13 protein-coding genes are annotated in these 12,061 nt (G+C 38.3%); 1 reads left to right on the top strand and 12 read right to left on the bottom strand.

All coding sequences use genetic code 11. The features are described from left to right. Positions 1–223 precede the first annotated feature (223 nt). From AC2TFD_RS28000 to yidA, 7 genes are all read right to left on the bottom strand, one after another. On the bottom strand, positions 224–487 hold the full coding sequence (locus AC2TFD_RS28000; RefSeq protein WP_484674427.1) for a hypothetical protein: 264 nt from the start codon (positions 485–487) through the stop codon (positions 224–226). Between the two features lie 12 nt (positions 488–499). Continuing rightward, entirely contained in the window at positions 500–634 is a 135-nt protein-coding gene (locus AC2TFD_RS28005) for a hypothetical protein (protein ID WP_484674428.1), read from the bottom strand. 265 nt (positions 635–899) lie between these two features. Beyond that, on the bottom strand, positions 900–1,481 hold the full coding sequence (locus tag AC2TFD_RS28010) for a hypothetical protein (protein WP_484674429.1): 582 nt from the start codon (positions 1,479–1,481) through the stop codon (positions 900–902). Between the two features lie 326 nt (positions 1,482–1,807). Continuing rightward, a complete protein-coding gene (locus tag AC2TFD_RS28015; RefSeq protein WP_484674430.1) occupies positions 1,808–2,821 on the bottom strand; it encodes a bifunctional metallophosphatase/5'-nucleotidase in 1,014 nt (337 codons plus the stop codon). A gap of 277 nt (positions 2,822–3,098) precedes the next feature. Further along, positions 3,099–4,310 (bottom strand): ATP-binding protein, encoded by a 1,212-nt coding sequence (locus tag AC2TFD_RS28020; RefSeq protein WP_484674431.1) that lies wholly within the window; start codon positions 4,308–4,310, stop codon positions 3,099–3,101. Between the two features lie 103 nt (positions 4,311–4,413). Then, entirely contained in the window at positions 4,414–4,785 is a 372-nt protein-coding gene (locus AC2TFD_RS28025; RefSeq protein WP_484674432.1) for an aminoacyl-tRNA hydrolase, read from the bottom strand. Between the two features lie 146 nt (positions 4,786–4,931). Beyond that, on the bottom strand, positions 4,932–5,744 hold the full coding sequence (yidA, locus tag AC2TFD_RS28030) for a sugar-phosphatase (RefSeq protein ID WP_335511988.1): 813 nt from the start codon (positions 5,742–5,744) through the stop codon (positions 4,932–4,934). A gap of 631 nt (positions 5,745–6,375) precedes the next feature. Between yidA and AC2TFD_RS28035 the strand changes: the two genes are divergently transcribed. Then, complete coding sequence (locus AC2TFD_RS28035) at positions 6,376–7,158, top strand: histidinol-phosphatase HisJ family protein (protein WP_484676373.1); 783 nt, start codon at positions 6,376–6,378, stop codon at positions 7,156–7,158. Between the two features lie 151 nt (positions 7,159–7,309). Here AC2TFD_RS28035 and AC2TFD_RS28040 read toward each other — a convergent pair whose 3' ends face one another. The 5 genes from AC2TFD_RS28040 to AC2TFD_RS28060 form a co-directional block, all read right to left on the bottom strand. Continuing rightward, positions 7,310–7,669 (bottom strand): DMT family transporter, encoded by a 360-nt coding sequence (locus tag AC2TFD_RS28040; protein WP_484674433.1) that lies wholly within the window; start codon positions 7,667–7,669, stop codon positions 7,310–7,312. 133 nt (positions 7,670–7,802) lie between these two features. Then, positions 7,803–8,489, bottom strand: coding sequence for an HAD family hydrolase (locus AC2TFD_RS28045; RefSeq protein WP_484674434.1), 687 nt, complete (start codon positions 8,487–8,489; stop codon positions 7,803–7,805). Positions 8,490–8,517: 28 nt separating this feature from the next. Then, entirely contained in the window at positions 8,518–9,975 is a 1,458-nt protein-coding gene (locus AC2TFD_RS28050) for a CehA/McbA family metallohydrolase (protein ID WP_484674435.1), read from the bottom strand. A 116-nt stretch (positions 9,976–10,091) separates the two neighbouring features. Continuing rightward, positions 10,092–11,477, bottom strand: a complete 1,386-nt coding sequence (locus tag AC2TFD_RS28055; RefSeq protein WP_484674436.1) for a leucyl aminopeptidase family protein — start codon at positions 11,475–11,477, stop codon at positions 10,092–10,094. A 135-nt stretch (positions 11,478–11,612) separates the two neighbouring features. Then, a complete protein-coding gene (locus tag AC2TFD_RS28060) occupies positions 11,613–12,047 on the bottom strand; it encodes an MgtC/SapB family protein (RefSeq protein ID WP_484676374.1) in 435 nt (144 codons plus the stop codon). Positions 12,048–12,061 lie beyond the last annotated feature (14 nt).

Below are 12,061 nucleotides of genomic sequence, written 5' to 3' on the forward strand. Positions count from 1 at the left end.
AGAAGGATCAATAATGTTAATACTTAAAACTGCACTGAAATTGACAACGGTTTTGGCTGTCTTTTTTTAAGTGTCAACACTTAATGTCCATCCATAAAAATGATGTCAATTGCTATGTCAAAGTTAAATAAATTTCGCAGAAGCCTTGTGTCATTTACTAAGAAAGCATCCGAAAACGGAACCCTTTACCTTATATGCTCTAGCACATTTGTTTACCAATTTCTTACCCCTGTTTGGCTTCTTCCTTTTCAAAGATATCCACTATCACCAATCCTGTCTCAAAGTGAATCACGACATACCCCTTCTGGTCAGGGAATTGTTCCATAATCCGTTTCGGAAGTACTTCCGCATATTCTTCTAGCGATGCGCCAAAGGTCGGTTTCCCCTTTGGGAACTGCTTAAAATCCTCCTCCAACTCAGGCGTTATCGTAAACTCCTTTGGATCAACTTGAAACTCATATCTCTTCATGCCATTAACCTTCGTCAACCTGTTTCCCTCCTATAACCCTTCTTCTGCAAGGCATTCATCAATGAAGTCTTCCAGACTGTCACAATCTTCTTTGCCAAAACCTATTTCCAATTCAAATTCCCCAATAGGTGAATCCCATGAAAGTGAAATGTACTCTAACGGCACCTCCCATCCCTCCTTTCCGCCAATTACCCATGATTAGACAAAATAAAAAAGGACAGCATAGAAAGGCAGAGAGCAAACAAAACCAGATGAATAGGCACACTTCGCCCCTAATCCAGGTTCCTTGCATTTCTTACCGTTCTAGCTGTCATATTTATCAAATGTTCAATGAGTTATTGTTTGATTTAGTTGTTAGGGTGTTACTATCCCTTATTATACTAATTTTGGCAAAAAAAGCAATATTAGCTATTCCTTCTCCAAGAATAACTTATGCAAAAAATGCTTTTACTTTTTGGGATCCCTTTACTAAGTAAGCAATGGATTTAATATAGATTGGATAACCTTGAGTGTTCTGAATAGCATCTTCAACATCAATGAAAGCTGGGACGAATTTCTTCTTTCCAAACATGACTTCCTCGCCAACTTTTTCAATTCTAAATTTAAAAGTTTCCGTTAATTTTTCATAATGTCTAGGCTCTAAATAGCTAACGTAAAAGCGAACCTGTTTATTCTTGGCATGCATAGCTGCCAGCTTAAGCAGATCCAAAAGAATAGCTTTCGAGGCAAACTCTTTTTTCACTCCCATTTTTCGAACCTGGTAAGAATGCTTTAGATTTTGCAGGATGCGAGTTTCATTTGATATATCCACTAAATCGTTATTCTCCAAAAGATTGGCATCGCATGGTACAAATTCGATTGTTCCAACACTCGTTGCAGTTTTATCCTTTAAAATAAAAGCCTCTGAGCTATCCGTAAGCGTTGATACTTGATATTTTCTCTCACTGGCAATTTGACTCCATAGATTCATAAATTCTTCTCTTTGTTCCTTGTTTTCTACTAATAAATGCACCGTTAAATCCTCCCGCTAGTCGTCTTACTTTGTCCATACCATTGTGAAGCAACTACCCAAATTTGGCAATGAAAAACTAAATTTAATCCATATTTTTACATATAAAAGGAGACACCAAACCCTTTAACAAAATTAGGTCGTTCTTCAAATATAAGATTACGGATTCTTTTGATTTATTAAGTGCTAGGATTGACGAGGATATACGCGAGTTCTTTTATGAAACACCCCTCCATGTAGAGGGAGGTAACAGAAGAAAAACAAAAGGGCTGCCAGTCAGTTGGTTTTCACCGACTTTCTGGTCAAGCCCCATTTCTACTTCAACTATATTATTGTGCACTCATCTCTGCACGATATTTATCTATAATCGCTTGTATCTCCAGATCTGCAGAAACATTGGTAACATCGTAAAGGAATCCATCAGATTCTACCAACTTCATTCGACCGTCAACGACTTCAAAAGTCAAATCCAGGCGACCCAAATAATTCTCTTGTTCGCCGCCAGCTTGAGTGATCGGCACCATTACCTCTCCGTTGAATTCGTATTCAGGCGTTTTGATGACCTTGTGTGTATCTGCACCGAGTACCGCAGAAACTCCAGGAACCTGAGCCAAGTTGTGGTCTTCCGGATTTCCAGCATGCGAAAGGACAATGTTAATGTCCGACTTTTCACTTACTTCAGGAAGTAATGCTTTCAAGGCATCAACCGGTTCAATAAAATCGAGGTCTCCAACATCATTCCATCCGCGAATTTCCGGTTTCATCGAAGTAAGGCCAATCAAACCGATTTTAATACCACCGAAAGTAAACCCCTTCCAAGGCTTAACATTCTGTATGTACTTTCCTGTTTCCTTGTCAATGACATTACCAGTGAGGATTGGGAAATTCACATTGCGTTGGTAATCTTTTAACTGTTCATAACGGCTGTACGGCGTACCCTCTCCTGCCGGGAAAACGCGAAAGTCATTGTTTCCGAGAACCATCGCATCATAGTCCATTGCTTTCAAAATTGACGTTTCCAACTCCCCTTGACCCGCCTGAAATTCGCCGCGCAGGAAGACGTCCCCGCCATCGACGAGCATCACATTCTCCTCTTCATTGCGAACATTTTCAATGATGGTAGCATATTTCGCAATTGAATTGTGATGAACCGTTCCATCATCCAGCGTAAGAATATCATCTAAATGACCATGTAAGTCATTCGTTTGGAGAATGGTGAGTTCAAACTGTTCTCCCTCCTTAAGCTTCCCCTCAGCCTCTGCCGTAAATGGATTTGCCACCAAAGCAGCAGCCATCGCCAGTGAAAAACAGCCCATCAATAAATTTTTCCTCATCATATTCATACACTCTCCTCCTATTCTTTACTCTATTAAATAGTAAAACAGGATTGTAAAGTTATGATTAATTTGGGATTAAAATCACGATAAGATGGACAATTCCTATCCACTTTCCTTCTCCTATGGAACATTCTGCATTTTCATGTCTTGAAAACATTTAATTGTTCTTAAATGATATAGATTTAAACCTCTTAACGAAGATTAATAAAGAAGCCTTCTCTATCTAAATTAGAGAAGGCCTTTCCTTATAAACTATTGTTGTAAAATATTCGCAAAATGAATACTATGAAGGTTTAGAAGATGGAAACCGTATCGTGACTGTAGTTCCATGACCTATAGAGGAATGGAACTTAATCGTGCCTTTATATTTTTCCACAATGTTAAAGCAAATCATCATCCCTAATCCTGTTCCTTTACTTTTTAAAGAATAAAAAGGAGTACCTAAGGAGGCAATTTGTGCTTCTGACATTCCTTGTCCATGATCAATTACTTTAATGACGACAAACGCCTTTTCCCTTTCGGTGGTCACATGAACTTGGTCACCAATATTGGAAGCCTCAATGGCATTTTTTATAATATTTATAAATAATTGTTTAAACTCTATGATGTTAGCTGAGATCATACAATCTCCGGTTACGTTTAACTCAATCCGATTATCGTGTAAAAGTCCATATGAATGAAGCAAATCTGTAACACTCTGAAGAACAACATTTACATCGACATTTTCAGTTTCATTCTCTTTATCTGGTTTCGCAATCGATAAGAATTGTGAAATAACCTGTTCAGCCGTATTTAATTCATCGATCATTAAAGTAAAATGTCCCTTCCGCTCATCACTAAAGGAAGCGTCTTGCTCAAATAGCTGCAAAAAACCTTTAACAACGGTCAGAGGATTTCTAATTTCATGGGCAACAGCCGCTGCAAGCTGGCCGGTTGTCTTCAAACGCTCAGAATGTTGTATTTGTTCGTAATAGATTTGTTGTTTTTTAATTCTTCCATTCGTTAAATAAAAAATAAAATAAATAATAGCCTGACTCGCAATAAAGTTAAAGAAGTTTCCTAATGGATCCGACTCTATATAGGGATATTGCAGCCCTCGATCAATCAACACGATATATACAAATAAAATCGTGATAGCTATACCATTTAATATCAGAGAAAAATAAAAAAGCTTTGAATCAAAAAATAAGATTGAAAGTGCTGGAATAAAACATAGGAAAATAAACGTAGACCACGTCTCAGGATAAAAAAGGAAAAGGACGTAAAAATAAACGGATGCGACGATGATGATGGTCAATCTTAGAATAGCAGTACCATTCTTAGGATAAATCAGTAAACACACAGACAGAATGAACACCAGTATGCTATGGGATGTGTAAATAACACCGAATTCACCTAAACGTGGGTTATCAATTAACAAACCTGAAATCATAATGGCGATTACGATCCACACCAAAATATAATATATTTTTTTATTTAATTTATTCGTAGTCATACAAACCTCTTTTATCAGAATCTTAAATGCACTCTCTAAAATATACCATTTATAGGTATACTAGGGTAGTGCCCGAGGGACGTTAGTGGGGGTCTGACACCCTTTAGTTTTTTAAGAGAGTTAAATGACCAACGATTTCTTTCGCTACAGATTTTTCCATCGGCGGCAGTGCAATAACGGTCAAAGAACCCGATTTAATCTCGGTTAAACCACTATCATGAATACTGAAAAATCCCCTTTTTTCTAACTTTTCCAGCTCGGTTTGTTTTCCCTTTAAAATAATTTTTTTCATTCCAGTCTGTATCCATTCTACAAAATCATCATGCATTTCATGAAAAGATGATTGTGAAGACATCAGGTTAATCGTACTTAGAGTTGCCGCATGCGCCACTTGTGCTGCCGTTTTACCCTTTGACATTATTAAATCTGAATTTACAATGAAATATTGAACAAGATCTCGTTTATCCATCTTCATTATCAGTCCTTCATTAAATATTCAATAAAAAAGCTTTATCTTTCCTAAAAGGACAGCTGATACTCCCCTTTGATTTCTCCTGCCAAACCCGGTAAAAATAAAATGCGGTGGAATTGGGGTCTCCCCACAGTTCCACCACATTTATGTTAATTGTTAAGTATTAATTTTTCAATTGCGTAGGCTACTCCATGTTCATTATTAGATAATGTATGGAACTGAGCCGCTTCTTTTACAACAGATTCCGCATTGGCCATTGCCACTCCCATGCCTGCATACTGAATCATGCTTAGATCATTTTCTCCATCACCGATGCAAATGACTTCTTCCTGTTTAATGCCAAGTTTTTCAGCAAGCAGTCTCACGGCATTTCCTTTGCTGACACGCGGGTCAAGGATTTCTAAAAAGAACGGGGTACTTTTAACAAACGTATATTTCTCCCAGAATGATTCAGGTATTTTTCCAATATTCGTATCTAAACGCTCCGGTTCATCAATAAACATTACCTTCGGGATAAGCATGTCCTTTGGCACTTCTTCAACTGGCAAATAGTTGAGAGGCATTTTATTAATATGAGCTTCATGAATGGTGTATGTGCTTATCTCTCGATGAGGTGTATAAAGATGTTCTGTATCAAAGTAATGGAGCGGTGAATCGATTTTCTTGCTTAACTCGTGTATTTCTTTTAAGTCTTCATAGGATAAGGTAATTTGGGATTCTACTTCGTGTGAGTACGTATTTTGCACAAGCGCACCATTAAAGGTGATCACAAAGTCATCTTCATCATTTAATTTCAATTCCTCAATAATCGATTGGACACCAACGATTGGTCTCCCCGTACAGATTACCACCTTCACACCTTTCGCTTTAGCAGCCTGAATGGCGTCATTTACTTCTTTTGTTATTTCTTTTCGATCATTCATCAGCGTTCCATCAATATCTATTGCAACTAATTTATACAAATGTTGGTCCCCCTAATTCTTGGATGTATGTGATTAAATCATATTACCATACTACAAGAAGGACAATTATTAATCCAGACATCTAGACTATTCAAATGCTAGTGCACATTTGGCTAGTTAGGGAGTTACTAAATTTGTTAGGCAGATAAACAAAGGAAATAGGCAGGTAAAATGGAATTTATGCAGGTATGCGAATATAATTCGCAGGTGAGGAACACATTTTGGCAGGTAGAGGATTTTTTATAGTAAAGGTAACTTAAAAAGCTGCACCAAAATCCAGAATCTACGATAAATCCCGAACAAAATACCCATTTATAGGAAAATATAATACCCGAGCCAGGCCACATCCTGGCTTTTTAGCAACTAGTTGGGGTGCACGAATTTGTTAGGCAGATAAACAAAGGAAATAGGCAGGTAAAATGGAATTTATGCAGGTATGCAGACAAAATTAGCAGATAGAGCACCCATTTAGGCAGGTTAGGGGTTTTGAATCTAAATAGGCAACCGAAAAAAAAGCAATCTGACAATATGGGTTCCCATCTCGCGATTAGAATTACTTTATTAATAGACAATGTTGATAATTTTTACTATAGTTGTCTTAAAAAAGGCCGGTGAAAAAACATTGTATGCAATGGATTACCATCATCACACCAATCACTCCTTTGATTCCACAGCTAGCATGGTGGAGGTATGTAAAAAGGCGATAGAGAACGAGATTCAGGAAATTTGTTTTACCGAGCATTTCTCCGTTAATCCGCTGGCTCCGACTTACGGCCACATGGTTTTTGAAAGCTACCTACAAGAAATTCGGTACTGTCAGGAACAATTTCATACTCAATTAACCATAAAGGCTGGAATTGAACTGTGTGAGCCGCACCTTTTAAAAGAGCAATATGACGAAACAATTCAGCCACTAGATTTGGACTTCATCTTAGGTTCCGTGCATAATCTGAAGAATCAAAAGCTTCGTCTGGCCCTCAAAGAAGATCACGCAACCGCCTACGAACGGTATTTTACTGAACTATATCATATGGTCTCGACAGCAGATATAGATATCATCGCGCATTTCGATTTGATGAAACGCTATGCCTATAAAGAATACGGTCTATATAATTTTCAAGAACATCAAGAAATCATCGAGCAAATTGTAAAAAAAGCTATTGATAGAAATATAGGAATGGAGATTAATACATCCGGACTTCGAACAGGATTAAAACAGACGTTACCCTCAATTGAAATCCTCCAGCTGTATAAAGAGTTAGGCGGAGAAATTTTAACGGTTGGTTCGGACTCTCACACCGCTAAGGATGTAGGAGCAAATCTTGCGGACGCCTACGCTCTTGCCAAAGCGTGTGGATTTAACTATATTTATAAGTTTGAGAAAAGAAATCCGATAGCGGTAAAAGTTTTCTAATGGAACAATCTATATAATCAATCCCATATTTTCACTAGTTTAGGTTGAAAGCAGGGCGGTACGAAGTTTTCAAAACATAAGACGGTTTTTCTGCAAAAATAGCTGCCCTTTTGTTATAGCGAGGGCAAAAGGGCAAAGATGGACGAAGGAATCACATGGTCTCCTCATAAACCTGTTTAGCAGTTTCACTATGACCAGGGCTAAAGAGATGCAATATAACCACACCCACGACAATCAATATAATTCCGACAAGGCTGCCAAAAGAGACCTTTTCTTTCCAAATCAATACCGATATCATCACAGTTGCTACAGTACCTACCCCAGACCAGATAGCATAAGCCATATTTAAAGGAATAACCTTCAGTGATAAAGACAAAAAGAAAAAAGCAAAGCCAAAACCTAAAATAACCCCAAGACTTGGGAGGATCTTAGAAAATCCCTCAGAAGCTTTAAGCATCGAGGTGCCAATCAGCTCGAAAATGATTGCAAGGGATAAAAATAGATAAGCCATTATTTACGTGCCTCCTGTATTCCTGCCAGATTCATACCAAACAATTATAATACTAAAAGTCAAAAACTGCTTGTTCCAAAAAATAGAACAAACAGTTTTATAACAACACCCTATTCGATATGATTAGTCAAAACTATTTTCCTTCAAAAAGAAATCTTCCTTCACGGTCAAATAAATGTTCAACGGTCTCAATAACATAAGGTGTGAATTTTCTTAGTGTCGCCTCTGAACTTACTCCCGAGAGCACACCAACTCCAAGTAATCCATGTTTAGCGAATTCCATATCCACCATGGTATCACCAATATGAATTACTTCATTCCTTTGAAGATTGTATTTATCACAGAATATCTGCATCGCTTCGACATTTGGCTTTTTCTTATAGGTATCGGCGGTTGCGATAAAATCTACATATTCGTTAATCCCTAATTTCTTTAAGGTGGATTGGGTAACATTCAAATTGTCAGCTGTGACAACTCCAATTCTAAAATGGAGTCCCTTTAATTTCTTAAATAAAAGAACTAAGTTACCGACAGCCTTCATTTGATCACTTCTGTTAACAACTTCTTCATAAAAAAAATCATTAATCCTTTTGTGAATCAAATGTTTCTCTACTTGCAACGAATGGGAAATGACGTTAGCTAAATCTTCAGATGTATAGGCAGCCAGCAGGGCATCTTCTTTCACATCATTCCCATCAAGTCCGATTAAGTGAGCAATTTCCAGGCTTTTTTCGATTCGATTATCTTTTGAATATTCATTGACAATAGAATCAATCATCGCATACGCAGACTCGACCCAAAAAGAATTAAATTCTATCAAGGTACCATCTTAATCGAATAAAATCCCTTTAATCATTGACAATCTCCTTCATTAAATCTAATACCTGGCCCCATTTAGTTAAGGATGGCTCCTTCCTACCGAAGAAAATCGGATTTGCAAAACCATAAAAACGGCCATCTTCATATCGCACATCTACCCGTATCCAATGGTAGGTATCATCCTGATAACGGAACGTATACTCCGACGTATTTCCTTTTTCTCGTGTCACTACTTCTCCATCTACTACCCATTCAAAGTAGATGGCTTCATCCGTACTTACAGAGGCTTTTGCCATTCCTTCAACTAAACCACAATAATCGCCAGAAATGAGATCATCGATTTGGAACTGAATTCGTTCTCCTCTTGACACTGTAACATTTCCCTTTTTTAACCCATTTACAACTTGATTAGCTGATAACCCATCACAATAAACAAACGTGCCCGGGTCGCCAATTAATGATGGCTCCTTGCTGTCTTCGTAGGTTTCCGTTGGTTTCATATGAGAGTCTGAACCGCCGATACCCGTTATTTGATAACCATCGTTTAATAAATGGTTCCAGGCAATCAATGCCCATTCCGTTGCGTTTTCATTGTAAGAATACGTAGGATCATTACAAATCTCCAGCGTATCAATGATCTCTAAAGGCGTTTCAGTGAACTTCCATTTCCATTCCGTTAAAAATGGATGATTAATAGAAACAATGGAATGACCATAGTTATCTTCTAATATCCGATTCATTCCTTCTTCTGTATACATATCTCTTAATCTTTGATTACTATAAGGGGACTTGTTCACTGAAATAAGATTACAATGGCCTAATAGTGCAGACACTTCAACCCCAGGAATGACTAATATATCTGTCTCGTCAAACCAGGAAGTTGGCAGGACATTATGATCGGTTGCAACGTAAAAATCTAATTTCTGATTTGCTGCACTAACCATATTCTCTTCTCTTGTCATTTTCCCATCTGAATAGATGCAATGGGTATGAAAATCACCTTTATACCATCTTTTACTTTCATTAAACACTTTGTCAGCTTGAAAGTTCTTTAAATAAAATGCCGCTGATCGAGGGTCCTGCCAAGAAAGGGAGTCTGACACATTATTCGTTTCTTCATTAAAGGATATTATACATGTGCACAAATCACTGCGGTATACTCGCCCCTCAATTTTTTCAATCGATACATCTAATGTCCACTCCCTTGGAAGGATGGGACCAGAGATCGTATACGGCGAAGTTTTTCCCCTTTCTTTATGAATCACAACCGGCTGTGGAGCATTCCCCTTTAAAAACTGTGCTCTTAATTCCTTTTGCCCATCATAGACCATATAAGAAAACCACATCGGCTGATCGATATTAACTTCAATGGAAATAGAAGTGACATCCTTTGGTACGTTAAACGTCATGCCTTTGTTTAGTAAAAAATTATTTTCATCATGTATCACAACTAACTCAATCGTTGACTTTTCAATTTGTTTAGACAACATCCCCACTCCCCTATAAGTTCTATCCTTTGACCTTTGTAAGCGGGGATGACCCCACATTATTAATAATTGGTTCAATGGTCAATAACAAAGCCATAAGAACCGTCCCCTTGGCACTACTCGGACACTTGGGTAACGAAATCAGCTAACAGTCGAACACCAAAGCCAGTTGCCGATTTTGGGTAATAGCCTGTTTCTTCACTCTCCGTAACACCTGCCATGTCAACATGCAACCAGCGACAATATTTTGGTACAAAGCGGCGAAGGAATAAACCTGCTGTTATCGACCCTGCCTCTGTTTTCGTACTAATATTGCAAAAGTCTGCATAATCACTTTTTAAATAGCTTTCATATGCATCCACTAATGGCATAGGCCAAATGAAGTCGCCATTTTCTTGACCGATCTCCTTCATTTTAAAAGAAAGTTGCTCATCACCGAAAACGCCGGCCATTTTTGAACCAAGTGCAATGCCGATTGACCCTGTTAATGTCGCAATATTCACGACGTATTCGGCATTCCATTCACCGGCGCGAATCAGACCATCCGCCAATATTAATCGACCCTCCGCATCTGTGTTACCGACTTGAACCGTAGAACCATTTTTGTAACGGATAATTTCACCCGGTATGACAGATGTATTATCAGGTGTGTTTTCAACGATTGGAATCAAACCAACTACATTTACTTTCGCTTTTAAGGAATCTAAAAGCTTTATGGCCCCAACAACAGCTGCTGCTCCACCCATATCCATACGCATATTACTTAAATCCTTCACGATTTTCAAACTAATCCCCCCCGTATCAAAGGTTACACCTTTTCCAACGAGAGCAATAAGAGGTTTTGAATCATCGCCATGGTACTCAAGTTCAACAAAGGAAGGCTTATATTTACTGCCGCGGCCGACCGTTAACACGCCATTCATTTCCATTTTTTCTAGCATTTCTTTATTAAAAACATTCACCTTAACATTTGAATTAGTAAATTCCTCTTTTATCATCATGGGGAATGTTTCCGGATTCAGGACATTCGGGAGTTCATTCATTAAATCACGAGAATATGCTGTCGCTTCTGCACGAATTTTACCCAATTCAATAAATGGACTGACTTCAGCTCCGCCATCCACTTGCAATATCGTTTTAAAAGAATTTTTCTTTGATTGATATGTATCAAACTTATATGATCCTAGTTGCCAGCCTTCGACAAAGGCCGTAATGGCTGCTCCTGTTTGTAATTTTCGCAGCTCCTTTTTAAAGACGTCATGATGGATAACAGCTTTCTCCACTTTACGACCACTCAATTCACGGGCAATTGCTCCAGCGATCATACGAAGTTCTTCATACGTCTGCTGCTCTTCCTTCATTTCCTTTACGGCAACAATTAGCTCACCATCAAGCATCAATAATTGAAATCCAGCTGGACTATTTTCAATAAATTGTTTCACATGTTTACTAGTTTGAATTCGTGAATCATTTGAAAAATTAATTGTAGCTTGAATTGACATTTATTTTTCCCCCCTTACTAACGATCATCATGATATCCGCTATTCGAAGACAAAATCCTTACTTGATTATTCCCGAATCTCACAAGGTCAACCTTTTTCGCCCATAATCAAAAACCACCAGAACCGTCCCCATGGTCACCCATGCTGTTTCTTTTTCGTACTTATGACTTCTTTATCGTACTTATCTTCTTTACTATGCTTGTCTTCTATCACTTGACTGATTTTGGTAAATACGAAGGTAATGAATACGGCTGCAAAAACAATACCGTAGAAGCCGGACCCGATGCCGATTCCTACACCACCCGCAAAAAACACCATGGCCGCAGAGGTTAGTCCTTTAACTCGTAAACCATCCTTTAAGATAAGTCCTGCACCTAAAAAGCCCAGTCCCGAAACGATTTGAGCCGTAAGACGCATTGGATCCATTCGATTATTAACATTGGAACCGCCAAAGGCCTCGGCACTATAAATAGAAATAATCGTTATTAAAGTACAGGATACAGAGACGTAGGTGAAAGTTTTCAGCCCCGCCGGTTTATTCTTTGCACTGCGATCCCAGCCGATAAACATGCCAAGAAGGGCAC

Source organism: Neobacillus sp. plas4, assembly GCF_057221695.1.

Coding starts and splice junctions, on each gene's coding strand:
- AC2TFD_RS28015 (WP_484674430.1), bottom strand. CDS start 2,821: ATGAATATGATGAGGAAAAATTTATTGATGGGCTGTTTTTCACTGGCG.
- AC2TFD_RS28020 (WP_484674431.1), bottom strand. CDS start 4,310: ATGACTACGAATAAATTAAATAAAAAAATATATTATATTTTGGTGTGG.
- AC2TFD_RS28025 (WP_484674432.1), bottom strand. CDS start 4,785: ATGAAGATGGATAAACGAGATCTTGTTCAATATTTCATTGTAAATTCA.
- AC2TFD_RS28035 (WP_484676373.1), top strand. CDS start 6,376: ATGGATTACCATCATCACACCAATCACTCCTTTGATTCCACAGCTAGC.
- AC2TFD_RS28040 (WP_484674433.1), bottom strand. CDS start 7,669: ATGGCTTATCTATTTTTATCCCTTGCAATCATTTTCGAGCTGATTGGC.
- AC2TFD_RS28055 (WP_484674436.1), bottom strand. CDS start 11,477: ATGTCAATTCAAGCTACAATTAATTTTTCAAATGATTCACGAATTCAA.
- AC2TFD_RS28060 (WP_484676374.1), bottom strand. CDS start 12,047: ATGTTTATCGGCTGGGATCGCAGTGCAAAGAATAAACCGGCGGGGCTG.